The sequence below is a fragment of the Nocardia vinacea NBRC 16497 genome, assembly GCF_000308835.1.
In the GTDB taxonomy this organism is placed as follows: Bacteria; Actinomycetota; Actinomycetes; order Mycobacteriales; family Mycobacteriaceae; genus Nocardia; species Nocardia vinacea.
In genome coordinates this window covers 1-22,701 of sequence record NZ_BAGN01000067.1, presented here as the reverse complement: position 1 = coordinate 22,701, position 22,701 = coordinate 1, and the positions used below count along the sequence as shown (strand labels likewise).

The window sequence follows — 22,701 nt, the reverse complement described above, 5'->3', positions numbered from 1 at the left end:
AGCACATCGGGCGCGCTGCGTCCGAGCGTGCTCAGTGCGCCGGGCAGGCCCGAACCGGTGACGCCCGCGTGATCGGCGATGAGGTCCGGGGTCCAGGCGACATTGAGATGTGCGACCTTGCCCTTCACCTCCGGCAGCGCCTGGCCCGCGGCGACCGCGAGCAGTGCGGACATGGCGGTGTCGGCATCGGTTTCGGTGATGACCGGCGCGCCGCCGTTGTAGAGAGATGTCGGGACGGTGATGCGCAGGCGGATGCGCACAGCATCACCGCCGAACAGCGGCACCGTGAGCTCGACGTAGGCATGTTCGGCGTCCGGGCCGGTGGTTTCGGTGATCGTCGCACCGGTCGGCGGATGGACGGCACCCTTGTCGTCGACGGTCCATTTGGCGAGGTCGCCGAGGCGGTGGATCGGGTTGACCGTGGTGCGGCCGGACCATTCGACATCCGGCGCGGACAGCACCGCGTCGACCGGTCCCTCGATGACACCGGCGGAGCGGCGCGCGTCGACCGCGACCGGGGACACACCTGCGCGGACCAGGGCGTACGCCGTGTCCTGCTCGAAGCGATCGAGCAATTCGCCGACCGGCTCGTCGACGCGGGTGATACCGGCGACCGAGACCGTGCCAGGAATGACACAGACCTGATCGGCCGAGTAACGCGGATCATGGGCCTGCCACAGCGAATCCGAACGCCACCAGCGGCGCACGTCGCCATCCACCACGGGCACGAAGTTCACCGGCTTACCCGGGGTCTTGCACAGGCTGACGAAGAACGGCACATCCGCCGGGTGCAGCAGGGTCTGCTCGGCGGCCGGGTACTGCTGCTTCAGCGTGCACAGCGCCTCGACCGGGTTCTCGAAGACCGCGTCGGATTCGAACAGTGTCGGGATCTCGCCGCGGTCGGCCGGATGCAGCCGGGATTCGGTGCGGCGCATCATCTCCGCGAACCGGTCACGCCACGTGATGTCGAGCCAGACCGAACGAGTGGCGTCCAGGATGGCGTCGCCGAGGTCACTGCCGCAGTCGAAGTCCTTGCGGCGGTCCAGGCCGACGGCGAGCTCGACGTAGCGTTCCAGCCACTCGAGGTAGGTCATGGTCGTGACATCGCCGAAGTACGGCTTGGCGGTGGCATTCAGCGCGGCGATGATCTCGTCGCGGCGCTCGGCGACCGCGTCGGCGTCACCGGCGACCTCGTCGAGCAGGCGGCCGGTGCGCGAGGCCGCATTGTCGATCTCGTGGATATCGGCGCCCAATTGGCTACGGCCGGAAGCCATTCCGCCGGTCGCGGTGCCCGCGCCGACCCAGTCCGGGGTACCGGGGGTGTCGACGAGCAACTGCTTGACCTCGGGTGCGGTGGTGGCCTCGAGCGTCGCCATGGCGGCGGTGCCGACCAGGACGCCATCGAGCGGCATCACCGGATAGCCGTGCGGCACAGCCCATTCACCGGTCAGGTACTCGGTCGCACGCTCCGGGGTACCGATGCCACCGCCGACGCAGACCACCACATTGTCGCGGTTGCGCAGCTCGGCGTAGGTCTCCAGCAGCAGGTCGTCCAGGTCCTCCCAGGAGTGGTGTCCACCGGCCCGGCCGCCCTCGATGTGCATGATCACCGGGTAGTTCGGTACCTCGTCGGCGATGCGCAGCACCGCGCGGATCTGGGCGACGGTGCCCGGCTTGAACGCCACATGCGTGATACCGACCTCGGTCAGCTCCGCGATCAGCGCGACGGCCTCTTCCAGCTCCGGAATGCCCGCGGTGACGACTACACCGTCGAACGGCGCACCCGCCGTACGGGCCTTCTGCACCAGGCGCTTACCGCCGAGCTGCAGCTTCCACAGATACGGGTCGAGGAAAAGCGAGTTGAACTGCACCGCGCGGCCCGGATGCAGCAGCGTCTTCAGCTCGGCAACCCGGTCGGCAAAGATCTGCTCGGTGACCTGACCGCCACCGGCCAGCTCCGCCCAGTGGCCCGCATTCGCCGCTGCCGCAACAATTTTCGCGTCGACGGTGGTCGGGGTCATGCCCGCGAGCAGGATCGGCGAGCGACCCGTCAGCTTGGTGAACGAGGTCTCGACCACGATGCGTCCGCTCGGCAGGCGCACCGGGCGCGGCGCGAAGGCCGACCACGGCTGAGCCACCTCCGGCGAGGCGCCGGGGGTCAGCAGGCTGCGCTGACCCGCGCGGGTCGCGGCCGCGAGGATGCCGACACCGGTGCCCTTGAGCGAGCCGCTGGTGAGCCGACTGAGCAGATCGCCGGGGCCCAGATCGAGAATCCACTGCGCGCCCGCGGCGACGACGCCGTCGACCTCCTCGACCCAGTCGATCGGGTCGACGAGGATCTCCTTGGCCAGCGAACCCGCAAGCTCCGCGTCCAGACCACACTGGGATGCCCAGCCGCTCACGATGTCGACAGTGTCGGCGAGCGCGGGGTGATGGAAGGCGACATCGACGGCCAGATCCTCGAAGACCGGCGCGAACACCGCGCCACCGCGCGACTTCGCATCGCGCTCGCGAGTCTGCTCGTCATGGATCTGGGCGCAACGCTGACGCACCCGCTCCAACTGGGTCGGCGTACCGGAAAGCACCACGCGCCGCCGACCGTTGCGAATCGAAACCACCGCGGCCGCGGCAGGGTCCACGCCGGCGGACACCTCGGCCACCACCGTGCGCAGATGCTCGGGATCGACATTCGATACCGCGACCATCGACGAACGCTCGCCCACCGGCATGAGACCGCGCCGTCGGGCAACCAAACCCGCTGCGGCGCCGATCATTTGGGCGATGGCGAGCAGTTCGGCGTCACGCTGTCCACCGGCCTGCACCGAGGTCGCGGCGAGGCGACCCTGCGAGTGGCCGACGACCGCGACCGGCGCGTGCTCGTTGGCATCCAGGCCCTGCAGCCGCAGCGCGCGCACGGCGGCCACCTGCGTCAGGAATACGCCCGGCATCGACACCACCGCCGAGCGGAGCACCTGCTCCGAAGGCGCAGCGGAAACCTCTGCCTCGTCACCGTCGGCGAGCTCGTTCTCGAGCATCCAGCCGATCGGGTCGAAACCGACCGGTCGCACCACAAGTAGTTGCGTCGCAACGGGTTCCAGCAGCGTCGCCGCTTCATTGACCAATGCGGTCAGTTCGGGCTCCAGTGCGGCGTCGCGCCCGATCTCCTCCAACTCACCGAGCCAACGCGCACCCTGCCCACCGAAGGCAAGTGCGTAGGGCGTTCCGCCCAGCAGTCGATCCAGCAGCGGGGCCCTCGAACCCCCCTGCTGTGGCGCCCCAACCACTTTCGGGCTCTGTCCGGTTCCGGCCGCAGTGCTCTCATTGATCGTCAAGACGCTTCGACTTCCTTCTCCTGGCGACATGCCGTCGAGACACGCCGCTCCCTCCGGTGCGCAGGTGTTCCTCACCAATGAGCCCTGATGACCGCAAGGATTCCAGAAAATCATGAGGAAATCCTCACGTTTGCTCTTAGAATTCCCGCTTACCGCCGGGTATTCCCGTACCCTCGTACCAGAATGCTCAGAAACATGACCCTCCCTCATGTTCAAAGCCGCTGGTCCACCCGGTTACTAACGCGTACGAAACATGAGCACTCCTCATGTTGACCGTTACTGAATCGTTATAATACCAGGTGGGGTTACCGGCGAGTACGACATGCCGGGGCTGCGCTTCGCGATGTCGGTCAAGCCCGGTAGAGTTTGGACGGTCGTACCATCAAGCGCGAGTGGCGAAATTGGCAGACGCGCCAGATTTAGGTTCTGGTGTCCACGGACGTAGGGGTTCAAGTCCCCTCTCGCGCACCACTTGAACACGGATTTGCGTCAAATCTGACGCAAATACGTGTTCGACCACCTCCTCACGCACGTTCCCCCTCGCTCGAGCCGTCAGACGTGGCCCAGATGCGACAGCGAAGCCGCTCGCAGCACACAGTTTCCGCCATTTGGTGACGCATCTGCGTGCGCGAGCAGAAGGTCGCTCCCCCTCTAACCCGCGGCAACGGCACAACTGAGACGGACGCGTCCACGAGCGATCCCTCACACCCCGCTGACGCGCGGGTCATAGCACAGTTCAGCCACACGGAATGTTTGCTGGACAACGTCGAGGGCCACTCCTGATCGAGCCGACGACGATGATGTGTCGGTGCCGTCCCGCCAGCCCTCACACCGATGCCGCTGAGCCGACCCGGGCCGTGTCGGCACGTACGGCCACTCACGTCCTGACCCCGCCGCGCACCGCCATGCCCGAGCAGTGTCACAGCAGATATCGACAACAAATCTGATCTTGTTGTGCGATAACGCCTTCGCCTCACCGCCGTACCGGTCATCGCCGTAATGACCTAAACCACGCCCCGTCCTCTCGTTGCTGTTGCAGCACAGAGCAACGCATTACAACAGGCAGTCGTACAGTCTGAGCCATGGCGCGATGAGATCCGCACTGCAGCCCCGCGGGAAGCCGACCACGATGGCGCGCTCGGGTAGCACGCCCCCGGTGGCCGCGCGGCGAACACCGCCGACCGGCTGTAGATCCGCGTGCGCTTTTGCCAGCGGGCGCGATCGACGATCTGCTCGGCCGAGCGGCCCGAGGCCTTCGCCAGGTGTCGTAGCGCCTCGACGAACGCTGGCACCGAGTCCACCCCGGCCAAGTCCACCTCCGGCGGCGGGACCTGCGGACCATTCAGCCGTAGCAACTCCCCGCGGCCGATACGGAAGGCGGGCGAACAACTGCTGCCAGTAGTCGACCCCCTCCGCGGTGAGCCCGCATTTAGTTTCAAGCGATACCGTATCGAATGAAGTAGTCTGGCGTCATGGCCGCCGATGCTCCTCGCCACAGCGCCGCCTCGCGTGCGACCGACCGTCCCGGGGACCCTTCGCCTTTCGCTCTCGGCCTGCTGTTACGCCGGGCGCACTGGCATGCAGCCTCGATGATGGGAGAGGCGCTTGGGCCGCTCGGCATCGAGTTGCGGCATTTCGCGGTGCTGATCGAGCTGGTCAATCACGGGCCCACGGTGCAGCGGGATCTGGCGGCGGCGACGGGGTCGGACAAGGCCGGGATCATGCGCATCGTGGACGACCTGGAGCGCAAGGGTCTTGCCGTACGCAAGACCGTTCCGGGGGACCGACGGGCCCGGGCAGTGGAGATCACACCTCGGGGACTGGAGCTCTTCGATGCAGCCCATGTTGCGGCGGAGCCACTGGCTGAGCGTCTGGTTGCCGGACTGAGCAGCGGCGAGCCCGAGCAGTTGACGGATCTCCTGACCCGGCTTGCCCATCCCGCAGACGACGAGGCGTAGGCGCACCCGTTGTCGACCGCGTCGGCGCTCTGATCCGGCTCCACGGCGAACCCGGCGTCGAGAACCGCGGCCATTTGTCACTGCGCCCCGGTCCGGTGACTGACGGCCGGTCAAGCTGCGTGCTGCCGAGGAGAGCGAGCGGTTTGGCGCGGCTGCCGCGCCACATAGCTGACGGGTGGGCTTTCACCGTCGCCCGGCATCACCGTCATTTCGATGCGAGCCGCGCCCACTGCCCGGACACCAGCCCCAAGCTCCAGGGCGCCGCTGGGCACGGTCGGAGAGGGTGCAGGCGCCGAGGAGGTCGTGTGACGTCCTGGGTGAGGGGGTCATACGGCGTCTTCGGGTGGGCAGGGTTACGCGGTGAGACGCTCCGCGAGTTCCTTGGCTTTGGCGGTCGCCTCCTCGAGGGCACGCTGGCGGGATGCCTCGTAGAGGGGGACCAGTTCGGACATGGCCGGGTTGCGGGGGGCATGGGTGAGTTCCAGGACGATGAAGTCGAGGTCAAGGCCGAGGGTGCCCACGAGGACGGCCTCCAGGTAGTTCTGTACGAACTCGTAGCCCTCGCGCGGGGTGCCCGGCGCGTAGGAGCCGCCGCGGCTGGCGACGACGACAACCGGGGTGCCCTGGACGGAACGGGCCTCGCCTGCGGTGCGGCCGAGCATGAGCACGTTGTCCAGCCATGCCTTGAGGGTCGAGGGGATCGAGAAGTTGTACATGGGGGCGCCGATCAGGACGGCGTCCGCCCGCTCCAGCTCCTCCATGAGGTTCACGCGCGCGGCGAACGCGGCGGACTGCTCGGGGGTGCGCTGACTGGGGGTGGCGTATCCGGCGGACCAGGCGTCGGCAGTGATGTGCGGGACAGGGTCGGCGGCGAGGTCGCGGTAGATCACCGCACCCTCCGGGTGCTGCTCCTCCCATGTCTTGCGGAAGGCGGCCGTGACCGAACGGGACGAGGACGCCTCCTCGGGGAACACGGATGAGTCGATGTGCAGCAGCGTGGCCATGAATCTTCTCCAATGTGCAGTGCCTGCGGCGATGAACCGAGGGATGAGGAATTCGATTTCCAATATAGTATCGAATAATACGATATCAAGTGATACTATCGTAGGTGCAGCAAAGGCAGACCTGTTGAGTGGATGGAGGTGGGCGATCATGGACGTCTATGAGGCGGTGACGAGCCGACGAGCGGTGCGCGAGTTCACCGACCGCCCTGTCCCTAGGGAGATGCTGGAGCGCGTTCTGTCTGCCGCGACCTGGGCGCCGTCCGGATCGAACATTCAGCCGTGGCACGCATACGTGGTGACCGGCTCGTCATTGGCGCAGATCAAGAAGCGTGCCGGCGAGCGCCTGGCCTCAGGCGACCCCTGGGACGAGCCGGAGTACGAGATGTACCCGCCCGCACTGAAGTCCCCCTACTGTGAGCGCCGGTCCGCCTTCGGTGAACAGCGTTACGGCGCACTCGGCATTCCGCGAGAAGACCTGGAGGCGCGTCAGAGGGCCGCTGCCGCGAACTGGGACTGTTTCGGCGCGCCCGCCGCCCTATTCTGCTACGTCGACCGCGACATGGGCCGGCCTCAATGGTCCGACGTCGGCATGTATCTGCAGACCGTCATGCTGCTGCTGCGCGCCGAAGGGCTGCACAGCTGCCCGCAGATGGCGTGGGCGAAGTTCCACAGGACCGTCGCGGAGGTTCTTTCACCACCGGCCGAGCTTGTCCTGTTCTGCGGCATGTCGATCGGGTTCGAGGATGTCACCGCAGGTGACGCTCGTACCGGCCGGGCACCCCTCGACGAGACAGTCACATTCGTCGACGGCGCGCGACGCGACTACTCCTGGGCTGGTCAAGGCACCGTTTCTTGCCCCGCACGTGTAACCATTCATGTGCCATCTCCGCACATGACCTATATGAAAGGTATGCCATGAAGATCGCAGTCATCGGCGGCACCGGACTGATCGGGTCGCAGGTAGTCAAGAACCTGACCGCCGCTGGACATGAGACGGTACCGCACTCGAAGTCCAGCGGCGTCGACGTTATCAGCGGCCAAGGACTGACTGAGGCGGTGGCGGGAGCCGATGTCGTAGTCAACCTGACGAACTCCCCGACCTTCGACGAAGCCTCCCTGGCCTTCTTCCAGACCTCGATGGACAACCTCCTGGCCGCGGCACTGAAAGCCGACGTCGGCCACATCGTCATCCTCTCGATCGTCGGCACGGACCTGGTGCCGGAGCTGGACTACTACCGCGCCAAGGCACTCCAGGAGAACCTCCTCGCAGCCGGGCCGATCCCCTACTCGATCGTCCGGGCGACACAGTTCATGGAGTTCATGGACGCCGTCCTGTCCTGGACCGCCGACGGCGACACCGTCCGGCTGCCCGCCACGCCGATCCAGCCAATCGCCGCCAAGGACGTGGCAGCCGCAGTAGCGGAGGTCGCCGCGGGCGCCCCGCTGAACGGCATTCGCAACATTGCCGGCCCCGAGATCTTCACCCTGGACGAGCTAGGCCGGATCACCCTGTCCCACAAGGACGACAACCGCACCGTCGTCACCGACCCCACCGCCGGCATGTTCGCCGTCATCAAGGGTGACGTCCTCACCGACAAGGACGCCCACCTCGCCGCCACTCGCTACGCCGACTGGCTGTCCTGACATCACAGCCTCCTACATATCCCGTCCCAGCCCGGCAGTCCAGCCGGGTTCACAGTCATTACCGGCGACAGGTTGTCGGACACCTCGATCACCGACCGCGAGGTCGTGATCGGGTTGCGGATCCGCAGACTGTTCTTTGACGACTTCGATTGCGGCAAAACGACTTTCACCGAGGAAGTGCCCCAGCTCGCGGCCAGGCACACCCGCCGCACACTGATACTGCAAGGCTGGATGGTGATCGACGTCGAGACCTACGTGAGCACACTCGAGCTCGCCGCCGAGTTGTCCGCGGCGACCGGTGCAGGCGGGAAGCCGGTCCAGGAGTGGCTCGAGGTGCGGCCGTTCCTCGCCGAGCATGGGGTTTGGCCGGGCGCTCACGCGCGAGCCCGATCCGACAGCGGTCTAGCGCTGGATCCACGCATCTCTCCACCGAACGCCTCTGCCGGGTTCGTAGTGCACGGGACTCACGCCCGCAAATCCGGATACCGGGAAGGGCTTGACCTCATAGATGAGTCCGTTATGTGTCACCAACTCACCCCCCTTGTAGTTCGTCCCAGGGACGTAAGGCGGGTAGCTCTGATCGTCAGCCATGGCGGCCTCCTCTGTGAAGCGAACCATCGTTGCCCAAGCGTTCCAATCGTTTCAGTGAACGTTGCCGAAGATTAGCTATTCACGGAAAATCCGCATCTACGTGCGCATCATTCGCACGCTGTATACCGAGGTATCGCACAACGGTGATCGCCCGCTGGTGGTGAGCGTGCAGGCGTGCAGTCCGCCAGCGTCGATCGGATCGCCGTTGTCGAGACCGATAACGTCGACTGAACGGTTGCTCAGGCCCAGGGAGTTGTTGCCCAGTTGCCGCCAATTGCCATTGCCTCAGCATTTGGCCCGGCCGTCGGTCATCAGAGCGCACGTGTGTCGTCCACCAGCGCTGAGTGCGGTCGCACCGGTGAGGTCTGTAACTTCGACGGGGGCGCTCACCGTGTAAACGTCAATCTTGCGTTTGATGTCGGCTCGACTGCGGTGAGACGGTCCACGTAAGTGTGCAGCCACTCGGCCACCGTGGCGGGCGCGATGGTACTGCCACGTTGAAAGTCCAGTAGCGCCAACGCATCCGCGACACCGAGCCTAGCGTGGCGGAGTTGCCGATCGTCACGGAGACACAACCGAGATGACCGGTCACAGATCAAAGCTCGGCGATTGAGCATGGGGGGCCGGTCGAGATCGGCATGCAGTAGACACGGCTCCGCTAACTGGTTGCTTCGGACAGCCCAACAGCGAGAACGGCCAGCGTCCCGTCAGCCGGGCGCCACGGCCAGCCGTAAGCCGACGATATCACGGGGTCTGCGGGCTAACGACATCGCAATTGCACGAAAAGCATTCGCGGCGTTCGCATTCGGATCGGCTCGCACGATCGGGGTGCCGAGGTCGCCGGTGGTGCACACTGCCGGATCGAAGGGGATCTGCCCGAGCAGTGGACAGCTTGCGCCGAGGATCTCGGTGAGCCGTTCGGCGACCATCGCCCCACCGCCCGTGCCGAAGAGCGGCAGGCGTGCGCCATCGGGCGCGTCGAACCAGGACATATTCTCCACGACGCCGACGACCCGTTGTCTGGTCTGCGCCGCTACTGCGCCCGCTCGTTCGGCGATCCGGGCTGCCGTCTGCTGAGGTGTCGTGACGACCACCAGTTCCGCGGTGGGCAGCAGTTGGGCGAGCGAGATCGCGATATCGCCGGTCCCGGGTGGCAGGTCGACCAGCAGGATGTCGAGATCACCCCAGTAGACGTCGGCCAGGAACTGCTGCAGTGCGCGGTGCAGCATCGGGCCGCGCCAGACGACGGGCTCGTTGCCTTCGACGAACATACCGATCGATATCACCTTCACCCCATTCGCGGTGGGGGGCATCAGCATTCGATCTACCTGGGTGGGACGAGCCGCCAGGCCGAGCATGGCGGGGATGGAGTGGCCGTGGATATCCGCGTCGAGGATGCCGACGCGGAGGCCGCGGTCGGCCATGGCGGCAGCGAGATTGACGGTGACACTGGATTTTCCGACGCCACCCTTGCCCGATATGACGCAATAGACGCGGGTGAGCGAACCGGGCTGAGCAAAGGGAATCGTCGGTTCGTCGCCACGCACCTTCTTGCGCAACGTGGTTCGCTGCTCGTCGGTCATGACACCGAATTCGACGGTGATCGCGGCGACGCCCGGAATGTCGAGCACGGCATCTCGGACCTCACGCGATATCCGGTCACGTAGTGGGCAGGCCGCGACGGTGAGCCGGATCTCGACGGTCACCCGGTTGTCGGTGTCGATGGTGAGATTGCCGACCATGTCGAGTTCGGTGATGGGACGGTGGATTTCGGGATCCTCGACCAGGCTCAACGCCTGCAGGATTCGCTCGGTGGTCAGCGGCTGGATCGATGTCGACGGCATAGCTCGACCTGGCTTTCATAAGGAGAACAATTCGGCAGCGGGACAATTCGGCGCTGGAGCGGTTCAGCGGCGTCCGAGACCGACGTGGAGCATGTCGGCGCGCTCCACAACCTTGACCCGCTCACGTCCCTCGAGCTCGCCGAGGGCACGCTCATGCGCGTCGAGCCGGTACCAGCCCTGCCATGTCGTGAAGCTGATCGACTTGGACCGGAGGAACTCGACGACCGATGAGGGATCGGGATCGGTTGCTCCCAAGAGGTTCTCGCGATCGTCGAGCAGGCATGCCACCGTCTCGTTGGCATCACCTTTGGTGTGGCCGATCAGACCGATCGGGCCGCGCTTGATCCAACCTGTGACATACACTCCGGGCAGATGACGCGCGGTTTCGGCGGTCTCATGCTTGATCAGCACGCGCCCGCCCTCGTTCGGTACCACGCCCGCCCGGTCGTCGAACGGCAACTCGGGGATGCTCTGCGAGAGGTAGCCGACGGCACGGTAAACGGCCTGGACGTGCCAGTCCTTGAATACGCCTGTGCTCTCGACATTTCCGGTGCCGTCGAGCCGGGTGCGCTCGGTGCGCAGGCCGACGACCTTGCCGTGCGCCCCGAGGATCTCGGCGGGCGATTCGAAGAAGTGCAGGAATAGCCTGTGTGGCCGGTCACCGATATCGCGGATTGCCCAGTGCTCCAGCGTATTCGCCACCATGTCCACCTGTTTCGACTGCCGCCGCGCAATCTCGGAACCCGCGTCGTAGTCGATGTCCTCGGGATCGACGATGACCTCGATGGTCGGCGAATGGTCGAGTTCACGCAGTTCCAGGGGTGTGAACTTGGCCTGGGCCGGTCCACGGCGACCGAACACATGCACCTCGACGGCCTTGTTGGCCTTCAACCCTTGGTAGACGTTCGGCGGGATTTCGGTCGGCAGCAGTTCGTCGGCCGTCTTGGCGAGTATTCGGGCCACGTCCAGCGCCACATTGCCGACGCCGAGGACGGCGACCTTCTCGGCCTCCAGCGGCCAGTCCCGCGGCACATCCGGATGCCCGTCGTACCACGACACGAACTCCGCCGCACCGTAGGAGCCGTCCAGATCGATACCGGGAAGATTTGGCGCGCGGTCGGTATCGGCCCCGGTCGCGAAGATCACGGCGTCGTACAAGATCCGGAGGTCATCGAGAGTGACGTCGATGCCGTAGTCGACATTGCCGAACAGTCGAACCTGCGGCTTGTCGAGCACCCTGTGCAGAGCGGTGATGATGCCCTTGATCCGGGGGTGGTCCGGTGCGACGCCGTAGCGGATCAGCCCGAACGGTGCGGGCATGCGTTCGAACAGGTCGATCGAGACGTCCCTATCCGACACCGACTTCATCAACGCGTCGGCGGCATAGATACCAGCCGGTCCCGCGCCCACAATCGCCACGCGCAGTGGTCGTTTCGAACCGCTCATGGCTGATATGCCTGCACGAATGTCGTGTCGATGCCCACCGCGCCGAGTTTCGCCGCGCTCCCCGGCGATCCCAGCGCGGTGGCGCGGCCCGGCAGCGGCTCATCGAAGAACCGGGCGTTCTCGGCGACGAACGGCTGCTGCTCGACGGGTATATCGGCATCGAGGTAGATCGCCTCGACCGGGCAAACCGGTTCGCAGGCACCGCAATCCACACATTCGGTCGGATGGATATAAGCCATGCGGCCGCCGGTGTAGATGCAGTCGACCGGGCATTCCTCCACGCACGCCCGATCCATCACGTCGACGCAGGCCGCGCCGATGACGAAAGTCATGATGCCTCCATGGTATTCGCGGCGGCCGGTTCGGCGTCTTCGCCGAGTGCCGCCAGGATTTCGTAGCGCCTGCGGGCGAATTCGGGTTCGAATCGTGCACCGGGTGCGCGCGGGTTGTCGATCGTGACGATTCGTTGGATTCGCGCGGGGCGCGGGGTCAGCAGCACGATCCGGTCGGCGAGCAGCAATGCCTCGTCCACGTCGTGGGTGACGAACAGGACAGTGGTGCGGTGCCGCTGCCACACCGAAATCAGCAGCCGCTGCATATCGGCTCGGGTCTGCGCGTCCAATGCTCCGAAGGGTTCGTCCATGAGCAGTACCCGTGGCTGGGTGGCCAGGGTGCGGGCCAATTGAACCCGCTGACGCATACCGCCGGACAACGCGCCGGGCAGGTGGTCGCCGAAGCCATCGAGCCCCACCTGGTCCAGTAATTCGAGTGCTTCGGGGCGTCGTCGGCCGCGCTTCACACCGCGCAGCTTCAAGGCGAATTCGACGTTCCTCCGAGCCGTACGCCATGGCAATAGTGCGTCCTCCTGGAAAACCATCGCGCATTGTTCGCCACTGCCGCCGTCTACCTCCGCGGTGCCGCCGACGGGCTCCAATAATCCGGCCATGGCCCGCAGGATGGTGGATTTGCCGCATCCCGACGGCCCGAGCAGCACCACGATCTCGCCGCCGTCTATGTCGAGATCCACTTCGGCGGTGAGTATTTCGTCGTAGGCGATGCGCAGTCCGCGCATGCGCACCGCCGCACCCGCGTTCATCGCGCCGCCCTGGGCAGCCAACGGTTGACCCGGTGTCCGGTCATTTCGACCAGCCATGCCGTGGCCCAGCCGAGCAGTCCGATCGACAGCATGCCGACCACCACCCCCGGATAGTCGAGCAGACCGTAGGACTGCCAGGTGAAGTATCCGATACCGAACTGTCCGGAAATCATTTCGGCGCTGATCACACAGATCCAGGCGACGCCCATCGCCACCGACAAACCGGAGAAGATGCCGGGTAGCGCACCGGGGAGGGCGATTCGGAACAGGATCTCCCAACGACCCGCGCCGAGGGTATGAGCGGCTTCTTCCCATACTCTCGGCAGCGCGTGCATGGCGTGGATCGTGCTGACCGCCACCGGGAAGAACGCTGCGAAGAAGGTGATGAACACGATCCCCTGCTCCCCCGTGGGGAACAGCAGAATCGCCAACGGCACCAGCGCGATCGCCGGAATCGGCCGGAATACCTCCAACACCGGCCGGATCAACGCACTGACCAACCGCGAACGACCGATCGCCATGCCGATCAGCACGCCGGCCATGGTCGCGAGTCCGAATCCGATCAGGATCCGGCGCATGCTGGAAAGGATGTTGCTGTAGTAGGAGCGGGTGCCGAGCTGGATCCGGAAGGAGTCGTAAACCTCTGCCGGGGTGGGGATTTTATCGAAGCGTAGCCAGAACACCACGTGATTCGCAGTGAGGAGATACCACAGCAGTATCAGCGCGGCCAGCGGCGCCATGGTCAGCGCTGCCGTGCGCAGCCGCTCCGGGAGTCGACCGTGGCCGTACCAGCGGCGGGACCGCGATGCCATGGTGATGTCGGAAGGTGTTGTCGGGATTAGGGATATCGGTTCCGCGGATACCGTCATGTCGAGCCTCCTGGTCTCGTGTTTGTGCTCGCTGCTATCGAGCGAGCAACGCCGCCTGGTAGTCGATGACAGCGCTACCGGGGTGAGCGTTGGCATAGGATTTGGCATCGGCCTCGATCGCGAATGGCCGCAGCTGTTCATCGGGCCCTGCCGCCGGATCGCGCACCCAGGTCGCGGTGGCCGCGAAGATGCGGACGCCCGATGCGGTGTCGGGCACGTAGGCGGCGCGGGTTTCGCTGCCACGCTGGGTGATCAGGCGGAGCAGGCAGGCCGGGGTCTTGGCGACCGCGGTGGTCTGCTCGCCCTTGAACCACACCTCCGAGGCGGTCGCCGGGTTGTCGACGGCACCGCCGCAGACGGTGTCGGTGCCGACCAGCGGGCTCGGTGCGGTCGTCGAAGCGCGCTGGGCGTCATAGTCCGCCCCGTACAGCGCCCGCACATAGGTGTCGTTGACGAACTCGCCGAGATCCAGATCGGCGAGGGCGCCGAGTCCCTTCAGGAACGGCAGCAGCGTGGCGAGCGCGTCGACCTCTTGTGACTTGATGGTGGGGTCGAAACTCACCAGCCCGTTGGGACCGTTGTAGAGATAGACCACCTCCGCCGGTATCCCGGTGATCTCGGCGACGCGCTGCGCGGCGGCCAGCGGATTGCGGTTGAGGTAGTCGGAGGTTTCGCGCTGGGCCGCCAGGAAGGCATTGACGATATCCGGATTGTTCGTGTCGAAGCGTTTGTTCGCGACCACCGCGTGGAACGTCGGGATTTTCGCGCTGCCTCCGTCATAGAGCAGTCGCGCCTTGCCGTCGAAGACGAGCTTCTGCGGCCAGGGCACGAATTGCGCCAAGGCCGATACCTGGTCGCCCTGCAATGCCGACGCTCCGACCGCGGGGTCCTGGCCGAGCAGTTTCACATCGTCCAAGGTCAGGCCCGCACCGGACAGACCGGTGGCGAGCATGCCGTGCGCGGCCGAACCGACGCTGGTCGAGACAACCTTGCCGCGCAGATCGGCCAGGGTGGCGGCGGGTGAATTCACTGGCACCACAATCTGATTCAGCGAACCACGCAGGTTGTAGCCGGTCACCGCGATCAGTTCGGACCTGACGTCGTCGTGGCCGCGGGTCTTCGATCCGTTGACGAGGATGGGTGCATCACCCATCGAGCCGATATCCACTTGGCCGGCGAGCATCTGCGCGGTCAGCGGCGGTCCGGCGGCGAAGTCCTTCCATTCCACCTTGTAGGTCACCCCTTTCGGCTTCCCGAGTTCGGCCAGCTTCGCTTCGAAGGTGCCTCGATCCCGCAGCAGCGTGCCCGCGGTGACGGTATTGATCGTCTTGGACTGGTAACCGATATTGACCGTGATGGTTTTGCCGTCATTCGCCGAGCCGCAGCCCGCGACGACCGTCGCGGCGGTCGCGGCGCCGAGCAACAGTGCGACCGAACGCCGGATCTTCCCGCGTGGTGTCCTCATCGTGATGTCCTCCGCCCGCGGTCAGCGCAGCAAATAGGGGATGTTGACGGTCACGGCCCCGACCGGGCAGCGCGCCGCGCACGGGCCGCAGTACCAGCATTCGTCGACGTGCATGTACGCCTTGCCGGTGTCGGGGTGGATCGCGAGTGAATCCAGCGGGCACATATCGACGCACAGCGTGCAGCCGTCGATACATTTGACTTCATCGACGGTGACGGGCACGTCGATTCGTGTGTTGACCTGGGCCATCAGATTTCCTTTCCAGAGTTGGCAATGCCGATGCGGGCGAAGGCGCGGACATCGGCGTCCGGGTCTTCCATGGCCGAGCGGAGCGCAGTGGCGACCTCGGGCCGTTGGGCGATCCGCTCAGCGAGTGCGCGCACTGCCGCCTTGCGGACATCGAGGTTGTCGTCGGTAACCACCGAGATCAGGTGCGGTGCGGCGATTTCCGGATCGGCAACGGCGAGTGCGATCGCCGCGCCCTGGCGGACCTGCCAGGCCGGATCGCCGATGCCCGCGGCGGCGATGGCCGCCGCCTCGTCACCGCAGCCGGTTTGCGCCAATCCGGTCAGCGCGGCGGCGCGGACCAATGGGTCGGTATCGCGGGCCAACCCGATCAGGGTGGTGGCGCCTCGTGGATCTCCCACTGCCGCTACACCTTTGGCGACTGCGATGCGGACCAGCTGGGACGGGTCTGCGGCGGCCGCATCGAGTTCACGCAATGCGTCCACCGAGGTCAGTCCGCCGACGACGGTCCGGCGCACCTCGGCATTCGGATCGGCGAACCACCCGAACAGTTCCGCCGCGTCGCTGCGGCGGTGCCGCCACAGCGCCTCGATCGCCGCCGACCGCACCGCGGGTTCGGCTGCGAATACGCAATCGCGCAGTGCCGCATCGAATTCCGTGCCTGGAACGAGTACCTCGAGCAGTTCGGTCAGCAAGCCGATGGCGGCGTGACGCACGGTCACATCGGAATCGGACAACCCGGCCGCGATCAACGGCGAGGCCTGCTCCCATTCCTCGGTGGTCTCACTGAGCACCGAGAGCGCGGTACGCCTGACCTCCGGATCCGGGTCTGTGAGAAAGGGTCGCAACTCTTCGAGTTCGGGCCACTCCTCGGCCATATCCATCAGCTCGAGCAGTCGGGTACTCATCTGCCACCCCACGCGCCGACCAGTACCGGAGCGGCGACATCGGCGACACCATCCGGGCGGACGAAACCCGGCACCGGCACGATGTACGGTGCGACGGGCCGGGTGGTGAACTCCATCGCGCCGGACTCACCACGGAACAAGTTGAGATGGCAGAACCATTCGGCGTCATCGCGCTGCGGCCAGTCGGCGCGCTGATGGTAGAGACCCCATCGGCTTTCGGTGCGCCGCAGCGAGGCACGCGCGGCCATCTCGGCGCAATCGCGGATGAACGTCACCTCCGCACAGCGCATCAACTCGTGCGGTGTGTGCGCGCCCATCTGCGCGATATCGCCGTGCATGCGCTCGAACGACTCCAGGCCGAGGGTCAGATACGACTGCGCCTTGGGCGGTTGCAGATAGTCGTTCACGAAGCGGCGCAGCTTGTATTCGACCTGCTGTTGCGGCGGCCCGTCCGGATTGCTCAGCGGCCGGTAGATGAGCGCGTGCGCGGCTTCGATCTGATCCTCGGGCAACTCCGGACGCACCGCGCCCCTGGCGTATTCGCTCGCACTCTGACCCGCGATATCGCCGTAGACGAAGGCCCCGATCATGTAGTTGTGCGGGACCAGCGCCATATCCCCCGCCGCGTACAGCCCGGGTACCGTGGTCGCGGCATGCTCGTCCACCCAGACCCCGGAAGCGGAATGTCCACTGCACAAACCGATCTCGGAAATGTGCATCTCGATATCGCTGGTTCGATAGTCGGTGCCGCGCCCGGCGTGGAAGGTGCCTCGGGTGGGGCGCTCGGTGGTGTGCAGGATGCCCTCGATCTGCTGGATCGTGGCATCCGGCAGATGGCTGAGCTTCAGATAGATGGGCCCGCGCGCACTGTCGAGTTCGCGCTTGACCTCGGACATCATCTGCCCGGACCAGTAGTCGCAATCCACGAATCGGTTGCCCTCGGCATTGACCTGATAGCCGCCGAAGGGATTCGCGACGTACGCGCAGGCCGGGCCGTTGTAATCCTTGATCAGCGGATTGATCTGGAAGCATTCGATACCGGACAGTTCCGCACCGGCGTGATAGGCCATCGCGTAGCCGTCGCCGGCATTGGTCGGATTCTCGTAAGTGCCGTACAAATAGCCGCTCGCGGGCAGGCCGAGCCTGCCGCAGGCACCGGTGGCGAGGATAACGGAACCGGCCGAGATCGTGACGAATTCGCCAGTGCGCGTATCGAATCCGACCGCGCCGACCGCGCGCCCGCCGACCGTGAGCACCCGGACCGGCATCACTCGATTGCTGATCGTCACCTTGGCGCGCACGTCGCGGGCGCGCAGGGTGCGGTAGAGCACCTTCTTCACATCGCGCCCCTCCGGCATCGGCAGCACATAGCTGCCGGAGCGGTGTACCTTGCGCACGGCGTATTCACCGTGCTCGTCCTTCTCGAACTTGACTCCATAGCTCTCCAGCCGCTGCACCATCTCGAATCCGCGCGTGGCGGTCTGATAGACGGTGCGCTGGTTGACAATTCCGTCGTTCGCGACGGTGATGTCAGCGACGTAGTCCTCGGGGCTGGCCTTGCCGGGGACCACCGCGTTGTTCACGCCGTCCATCCCCATGGCCAGGGCGCCGGAGTGCCGCACATGCGCCTTCTCCAGTAGCAGGACATTCGCGCCCTGTTCGGCCGCGGTCAGTGCGGCCATCGTGCCTGCGGTGCCGCCGCCGACAACGAGGACGTCGCAGCTCAACTCCCGGCGCTGCGCGACAGGTGGGATACCCATGGACATCGGAGATCAACCCCTTTCGTTCGGTTCGGTCACACCGCGATTCGGTGTGACCGGGATGCGGTGCAGTCGGCCCGACAGCGAGAAGCGGTCACCGCGATAGCGGACGTATTCGAGGTCGATGGGCCGACCCGAGTCGGTGTAGGTGAGCCGCTCCAGAAACAGCAGCGGCGAGCCGGGCCGGACCTCGAGGAGCTCAGCGACGGTCGGATCGGCCGCGACGGCTTCGATGGAGACCGCCGCGGAGCCGAGCGGCAGACCGAGTTCGGCCTCCAGCAAACCGAATACGTCACATCCGGTCAGATCCAGATCCAGCAGCGGCGCACCGACATCGGCGGTCAGGTATGAGGCGTCCAGGGATAGCGGGGCGCCGTCGAGGTAGCGGATCCGCTCCAGGGCCACCACCGGTGTCGCCGGTTCGAGCTCCAACCGCTCGGCCACGATCGGGGTCGCGGGCACGACCTCGGCGAGCAGTACCCGGTTGACGACGCGATCACTGCCGGTTTCGAACGTCTCGGCCAGGCCGCGCAACCGGTCCAGCCCCTGCACCGCCTTATCCGAGACGACGAAAGTGCCCGCGCCGGGAACCCGGTCGACCAAACCCTCATCGCGCAGCAACGCCAATGCGTCGCGCACTATATTGCGGCTGGTGGCGAAGTCAGCGGCCAACTGCGCCTCCGCGGGTAACGGACGATTTCCGTAGACGCCGCTGCGGATGCGCGCCCGCAGAATGTCGCTGATGCGGCGCGCCGGTGCTGAACGCCTACCGGCGCTGTAACGCGTGCCCGGCGAACCACCGCCGGCAACGCGCCGATCCGGGATGCCCTGTCCCGAGTACGTTCTGCCTGTCATGCCGCAAATGCTGGAAACGGATGATTACGCGCGATGCTCCCCGCGATTACCGGATGGTTACGCCAGTTAGCATCCGCGACGCAAGCCTGTCACCTGCGCAAATGCCGGTCGATCGCGGTGTATCACCAGCCGGTCGAGGTGACCGATCCCATCCGCACGGCATATTCGACCAGAGTCTCGGCCGGGCCCGCGGGCGGAGTCCGGCGGCGCCAGATGGCGCGGAACTTGCGGGTCAAGATCACCGGGGGCGCGAGCTGGATCTCCACGAGCGCACCCGTCGACAATGCGGGTGCGGCGATCAACCGGCTCAGCACCGCAGGCGCGACACCACTGCACGCGGCCGCGGTGATCGCCACCGCGGAGCCGAGTTCCGCCGCCGGCGCCGCGGGCTGACCTGCCGTGCTGAGTATCTCCCAGACGGTCTCCCTGGTCCCCGATCCCTGTTCACGCCACAGCAGCGCGGTGCCGGCGAGTTCACGCAGGGTCACCGGTTCGCGCCGCAGCGCCCACGGATGTTTCGGCGCGACGACCACCACCAAGTCATCCACCCCGAGCACCCGATTGCCGAGACCGTGCGGCGGATGCGGCCCCTCCACGAAACCGAGGTCCGCCTCGCCGTCGCGGACAAGTGCCACGACCTGCCGGGTGTTCTCCACCTCGAGCGCCACCAGCACATCCGGACAGGCGGCACGCAACGCATTGAGCCACTGCGGAATCCGATGATCGGCGATCGTCTTCGAAGCCGCGACGCGCAGCCGCGGCACATCGATGGCCTGCAACGCGGCCATCCCCGCGACCAGAGACCGGGCGGCAGCGAGCACCGGCAGGGCGTGACCGACGACAACCCGGCCCGCGTCGGTCAGTACCGAACCGGTCGGACCGCGGTCGAGCAATCGCACCCGCGCGCGGCGTTCCAGCGCGCTGATCCGCATGCTCGCGGCAGGTTGGGTGATGCCGTGGCGTCGTGCGGCCGCCCCGAGACTGCCCAGTTCCGCAACGGAGACCAGCAGATCGAGCACGTCCAGATCGGGCGTTCCCGGCGGCAAGGTCATTGCCCGATTATGAGCCGATCATCGGGTCGCGGCATGTCCAGACCCATCAGCACCGCTGATGAGCTGCTTTCGGATCGTGGTCTACCCGCGGGGCAACTCGACCCTGATCGTGAGAAATATGACCTCGTTACGCCGAAATCTTCCCGGGATCCTGCTCGCCGCCGCGGTCGCCGGTGCCGCCACGGGGTCGGGCCGGGTGTTACCGATGGTGGGCACGCCGATCATCTCCTTGTTCGGCGGAGCCGTGATCGGTGCCTTCGGACGTCGATCGGTGATGGAGACCGGGATGTTCGCATCCGGTCTCGACTTGATACGTCAACGATTGCTCGGCATCGCGATCGTGCTGCTCGGTCTCGGGTTGCCCGTCGGGTCGGTGCTCACCGTGGGACGGCAGACCGCCACAGTGCTGATCGGCACACTGATCGTCGGAGCAGTCGCCGCACTCGTCGTCGGCAGAATGCTTGCGCTGGACCGTGATTCGGCGACGCTGGTCGCAGTCGGGACGACAATTTGCGGCGCGTCCGCGATCGCCGCCGCCACCGCGGTCATCAAGCCGGACAAAGAGCGGGTCGCATACGCGCTCGGCACGATCTTCGTCTTCAATATCGTTGCGGTACTCATGTATCCGCCTCTCGGGCGATTGCTCGGATTGTCCCAAGAAGCATTCGGTCTCTGGGCGGGCACCGCCATCAACGACACCTCGTCGGTATTGGCGGCAGGCGTGATATTCGGCTCCGCGGCAGCGCATTTCGCGGTCATCGTCAAACTCGTCCGCAGTCTGATGATCATCCCGATGTGCTTGGGCCTGCATCTCACCCGCCGCAGCTCCGGCAGCGCGAAAACCCCACTCCGGCAGAGCTTCCCACTCTTCGTGGTGCTGTTCCTCGCCGCATCGATCATCTCCGGCCTCGGCATCGTGCCCCGCTCCTGGACCACATCACTCGGGCAGCTCAGCGCCTGGCTCATCGCCGCCGTCCTTGCCGCAATCGGCACATCCCTCACCTGGCGACAGCTCCGCACCGCCGGTGCGCGACCACTACTGTTCGGCGGCACCCTCGCCGTAATACTGGCGGCCAGCAGTCTCGCACTCCTGACCGCCACCGGCTGGCGTTGATCCGGCCCGTCAACCTTTCGGACAGCCTCCGCACCGAGGAACCGCCTCTTCGTGCGTGCCCGGCCCGGTCACCGGGTGATGACGTCGGCCAGTCTCGGCAGCTGGCGCGGCGCGTCGTGGTATTCGAACGAGACACCACGAACATCGACACACCACCCGACAACCGCCAACGGATCCCGGTACGCCTCAACGTATACGGACTCGGACGCTTACCCGCTAGCCGATCGACCACCACGTTGCCCTGATCGTCGACCTCGACCAGCTGCCGCAGGGCAGGCAGAAACGCTTCCTGATAGGAGTAGGCCGCAGGGATGGAGTACCAAGGCGGGCGGGTGCGGAACGAGCGGCCCGCGCAACCTGGCTTGGTTCGGAACGGAGTTCGTCCGCTGGCCTCGGGCGGGTGATCCACGTCACTGGAGAATGCTGTCAGGAATTCGGGGGCTGTCTCGTTCAAGGAGCACGCGAACAAGACAGGAGCGAACCATGCACCACCGCATCGTCGTCCTCGGGGCCGGATACGCCGGAGCCTTCTCCGCCGGATACCTGGCCCGCCAACTCCACTCCGACGACTTCGAGATCACCGTCGTCAACGCCGAACCCGATTTCGTCGAGCGGCTGCGCCTGCATCAGCTCGCCGCCGGGCACGATCTCCGCCACCGGCCGCTGGCAGAGGTGTTCGCCGGCACCGGCATCCGGCTGCGACTGGCGCGGGTGATCAGCGTCGACGCCGAGCAGCGGACTGTCACGGTCGCCGACGGCGAGGGCATCGACCGGCTCGAATACGACACTCTCCTCTACGCGCTCGGCAGCACCGCCGCCGACCACGGCGTTCCGGGCGTCGCCGAGCACGCCTTCCATGTGGCCGCGCGGCCGTCCGCGCTGCGCCTGCGCGCACGCCTGGATGAGCTGGCCGGGGCCGGGCAGGTGCTGGTGGTCGGCGGCAATCTGACCGCGATCGAGGCCGCCACCGAGATCGCCGAAGCCCGTCCGGGACTTCGGGTCAGCCTCGCCACCAGCGGTGAACTGGGCGGCTGGCTGGGACCGAAGGCTCACCGGCACCTGCTGCGCGCCTTCGACCGGTTCGGCATCACGGTCCACGAGCACACCAGGATCGAGCGCGTCGAGGAGGCGGGGGCGGTCGCCTCCGACGGCACCGCCTTCGCCTCGGACGCGACCGTGTGGGCCGCGGGCTTCGCCGTCCACCCGATTGCCGCCGCCAGCGGCCTCGAGGTGGAACCCAATGGCCAGATCACGGTCGACCGGCAGATGCGGTCGGTCTCGCACCCGAACGTCTACGCCGCCGGTGACAGCGTCTTCGTCATCGGCGAGAACGGCCAGCCGTTGCCGATGTCCTGCGCTTCCGCGGGATACACCGGCATGCAGGCGTCAGCCACGATCATCGGGGACCGGACCGGACGCAAGATCAAGGCGACCGGGCTGACCTATTTCGGTAACCACATCAGCCTCGGCCGCAAGGACGGGATCTTCCAGCTGGTCAACGGTGACGCTCGCTCGAA

At 66.1% G+C, this 22,701-nt stretch carries 18 protein-coding genes, 1 tRNA gene and 2 pseudogenes; 7 read left to right on the top strand and 14 right to left on the bottom strand.

Annotated elements, in window-relative coordinates; translation table 11 throughout:
* A partial coding sequence (locus tag ON44_RS07860) for a fatty acid synthase subunit beta domain-containing protein (RefSeq protein WP_040687487.1) occupies nt 1-3,332 on the bottom strand: 3,332 nt, incomplete at its 3' end.
* Between the two features lie 386 nt (nt 3,333-3,718).
* Here ON44_RS07860 and ON44_RS07855 point away from each other — a divergent pair.
* Both ON44_RS07855 and ON44_RS07850 read left to right on the top strand, forming a co-directional pair.
* Nucleotides 3,719-3,803 (top strand) — tRNA-Leu (locus ON44_RS07855).
* A 1,001-nt stretch (nt 3,804-4,804) separates the two neighbouring features.
* Entirely contained in the window at nt 4,805-5,290 is a 486-nt protein-coding gene (locus ON44_RS07850) for a MarR family winged helix-turn-helix transcriptional regulator (protein ID WP_040687486.1), read from the top strand.
* Nucleotides 5,291-5,643: 353 nt separating this feature from the next.
* On the opposite strand, the gene ON44_RS07845 is transcribed toward ON44_RS07850, so the two are convergent.
* Nucleotides 5,644-6,357: an FMN-dependent NADH-azoreductase gene (locus tag ON44_RS07845; protein ID WP_245567050.1), complete on the bottom strand. Its 714-nt coding sequence runs from the start codon at nt 6,355-6,357 to the stop codon at nt 5,644-5,646.
* 85 nt (nt 6,358-6,442) lie between these two features.
* Between ON44_RS07845 and ON44_RS07840 the strand changes: the two are divergent.
* From ON44_RS07840 to ON44_RS54385, 3 genes and pseudogenes are all read left to right on the top strand, one after another.
* A pseudogene (locus ON44_RS07840) lies at nt 6,443-7,102 on the top strand (nitroreductase); the annotation flags it as partial.
* A gap of 107 nt (nt 7,103-7,209) precedes the next feature.
* On the top strand, nt 7,210-7,938 hold the full coding sequence (locus tag ON44_RS07835; RefSeq protein ID WP_040687485.1) for an SDR family oxidoreductase: 729 nt from the start codon (nt 7,210-7,212) through the stop codon (nt 7,936-7,938).
* A 216-nt stretch (nt 7,939-8,154) separates the two neighbouring features.
* Nucleotides 8,155-8,289, top strand: a pseudogene (locus ON44_RS54385) (YciI family protein); the annotation flags it as partial.
* A gap of 525 nt (nt 8,290-8,814) precedes the next feature.
* On the opposite strand, the gene ON44_RS53935 reads toward ON44_RS54385, so the two are convergent.
* The 12 genes from ON44_RS53935 to ON44_RS07780 all read right to left on the bottom strand — a co-directional run bounded on the left by ON44_RS53935 (nt 8,815) and on the right by ON44_RS07780 (nt 20,070).
* Nucleotides 8,815-8,919, bottom strand: a complete 105-nt coding sequence (locus tag ON44_RS53935) for an RCC1 domain-containing protein (protein ID WP_157187076.1) — start codon at nt 8,917-8,919, stop codon at nt 8,815-8,817.
* A gap of 317 nt (nt 8,920-9,236) precedes the next feature.
* The gene (locus tag ON44_RS07825; protein ID WP_040687483.1) at nt 9,237-10,373 is read right to left on the bottom strand and encodes an Mrp/NBP35 family ATP-binding protein; all 1,137 of its coding nucleotides are present in this window, start codon (nt 10,371-10,373) and stop codon (nt 9,237-9,239) included.
* A gap of 63 nt (nt 10,374-10,436) precedes the next feature.
* On the bottom strand, nt 10,437-11,819 hold the full coding sequence (locus tag ON44_RS07820) for an FAD-dependent oxidoreductase (RefSeq protein ID WP_040687481.1): 1,383 nt from the start codon (nt 11,817-11,819) through the stop codon (nt 10,437-10,439).
* Nucleotides 11,816-12,151: a ferredoxin gene (gene fdxA, locus ON44_RS07815; RefSeq protein WP_040687478.1), complete on the bottom strand. Its 336-nt coding sequence runs from the start codon at nt 12,149-12,151 to the stop codon at nt 11,816-11,818. The genes ON44_RS07820 and fdxA overlap by 4 nt, the downstream gene beginning before the upstream one ends.
* Nucleotides 12,148-12,915 (bottom strand): ABC transporter ATP-binding protein, encoded by a 768-nt coding sequence (locus tag ON44_RS07810; RefSeq protein WP_040687494.1) that lies wholly within the window; start codon nt 12,913-12,915, stop codon nt 12,148-12,150. The genes fdxA and ON44_RS07810 overlap by 4 nt, the downstream gene beginning before the upstream one ends.
* Nucleotides 12,912-13,784, bottom strand: coding sequence for an ABC transporter permease (locus ON44_RS07805; RefSeq protein ID WP_083897713.1), 873 nt, complete (start codon nt 13,782-13,784; stop codon nt 12,912-12,914). Before ON44_RS07805 ends, ON44_RS07810 begins: the two co-directional genes overlap by 4 nt.
* 34 nt (nt 13,785-13,818) lie before the next feature.
* Nucleotides 13,819-15,249, bottom strand: a complete 1,431-nt coding sequence (locus ON44_RS07800) for an ABC transporter substrate-binding protein (RefSeq protein WP_040687476.1) — start codon at nt 15,247-15,249, stop codon at nt 13,819-13,821.
* A gap of 21 nt (nt 15,250-15,270) precedes the next feature.
* A complete protein-coding gene (locus tag ON44_RS07795; RefSeq protein WP_040687474.1) occupies nt 15,271-15,498 on the bottom strand; it encodes a 4Fe-4S dicluster domain-containing protein in 228 nt (75 codons plus the stop codon).
* Nucleotides 15,498-16,403 carry a HEAT repeat domain-containing protein gene (locus ON44_RS52365; RefSeq protein ID WP_245567049.1) on the bottom strand — a complete coding sequence of 302 codons (906 nt, stop codon included), beginning with the start codon at nt 16,401-16,403 and terminating at the stop codon, nt 15,498-15,500. The genes ON44_RS07795 and ON44_RS52365 overlap by 1 nt, the downstream gene beginning before the upstream one ends.
* On the bottom strand, nt 16,400-18,163 hold the full coding sequence (locus ON44_RS07790; protein ID WP_245567051.1) for a fumarate reductase/succinate dehydrogenase flavoprotein subunit: 1,764 nt from the start codon (nt 18,161-18,163) through the stop codon (nt 16,400-16,402). Before ON44_RS07790 ends, ON44_RS52365 begins: the two co-directional genes overlap by 4 nt.
* A gap of 12 nt (nt 18,164-18,175) precedes the next feature.
* Nucleotides 18,176-19,018 carry a GntR family transcriptional regulator gene (locus ON44_RS07785; protein WP_063721527.1) on the bottom strand — a complete coding sequence of 281 codons (843 nt, stop codon included), beginning with the start codon at nt 19,016-19,018 and terminating at the stop codon, nt 18,176-18,178.
* Between the two features lie 122 nt (nt 19,019-19,140).
* Complete coding sequence (locus ON44_RS07780; RefSeq protein ID WP_040687472.1) at nt 19,141-20,070, bottom strand: LysR family transcriptional regulator; 930 nt, start codon at nt 20,068-20,070, stop codon at nt 19,141-19,143.
* A gap of 118 nt (nt 20,071-20,188) precedes the next feature.
* Between ON44_RS07780 and ON44_RS07775 the strand changes: the two genes are divergently transcribed.
* Together ON44_RS07775 and ON44_RS07770 are read left to right on the top strand one after the other, a co-directional pair.
* Nucleotides 20,189-21,184 (top strand): YeiH family protein, encoded by a 996-nt coding sequence (locus ON44_RS07775; protein WP_040687489.1) that lies wholly within the window; start codon nt 20,189-20,191, stop codon nt 21,182-21,184.
* 483 nt (nt 21,185-21,667) lie between these two features.
* The coding region (locus tag ON44_RS07770; protein ID WP_040687470.1) for an NAD(P)/FAD-dependent oxidoreductase at nt 21,668-22,701 on the top strand (1,034 nt) is incomplete at its 3' end.

What these genes read in the sequence shown, in the direction of transcription:
- ON44_RS52365 (WP_245567049.1), bottom strand. Translation starts at nt 16,403, where the DNA reads ATGAGTACCCGACTGCTCGAGCTGATGGATATGGCCGAGGAGTGGCCC.
- ON44_RS07780 (WP_040687472.1), bottom strand. Translation starts at nt 20,070, where the DNA reads ATGACCTTGCCGCCGGGAACGCCCGATCTGGACGTGCTCGATCTGCTG.
- ON44_RS07795 (WP_040687474.1), bottom strand. Translation starts at nt 15,498, where the DNA reads ATGGCCCAGGTCAACACACGAATCGACGTGCCCGTCACCGTCGATGAA.
- ON44_RS07825 (WP_040687483.1), bottom strand. Translation starts at nt 10,373, where the DNA reads ATGCCGTCGACATCGATCCAGCCGCTGACCACCGAGCGAATCCTGCAG.
- ON44_RS07785 (WP_063721527.1), bottom strand. Translation starts at nt 19,018, where the DNA reads ATGACAGGCAGAACGTACTCGGGACAGGGCATCCCGGATCGGCGCGTT.
- ON44_RS07800 (WP_040687476.1), bottom strand. Translation starts at nt 15,249, where the DNA reads ATGAGGACACCACGCGGGAAGATCCGGCGTTCGGTCGCACTGTTGCTC.
- ON44_RS07810 (WP_040687494.1), bottom strand. Translation starts at nt 12,915, where the DNA reads ATGAACGCGGGTGCGGCGGTGCGCATGCGCGGACTGCGCATCGCCTAC.
- ON44_RS07790 (WP_245567051.1), bottom strand. Translation starts at nt 18,163, where the DNA reads ATGGGTATCCCACCTGTCGCGCAGCGCCGGGAGTTGAGCTGCGACGTC.
- fdxA (WP_040687478.1), bottom strand. Translation starts at nt 12,151, where the DNA reads ATGACTTTCGTCATCGGCGCGGCCTGCGTCGACGTGATGGATCGGGCG.
- ON44_RS07820 (WP_040687481.1), bottom strand. Translation starts at nt 11,819, where the DNA reads ATGAGCGGTTCGAAACGACCACTGCGCGTGGCGATTGTGGGCGCGGGA.
- ON44_RS07805 (WP_083897713.1), bottom strand. Translation starts at nt 13,784, where the DNA reads ATGACGGTATCCGCGGAACCGATATCCCTAATCCCGACAACACCTTCC.
- ON44_RS07775 (WP_040687489.1), top strand. Translation starts at nt 20,189, where the DNA reads ATGACCTCGTTACGCCGAAATCTTCCCGGGATCCTGCTCGCCGCCGCG.
- ON44_RS07850 (WP_040687486.1), top strand. Translation starts at nt 4,805, where the DNA reads ATGGCCGCCGATGCTCCTCGCCACAGCGCCGCCTCGCGTGCGACCGAC.
- ON44_RS07835 (WP_040687485.1), top strand. Translation starts at nt 7,210, where the DNA reads ATGAAGATCGCAGTCATCGGCGGCACCGGACTGATCGGGTCGCAGGTA.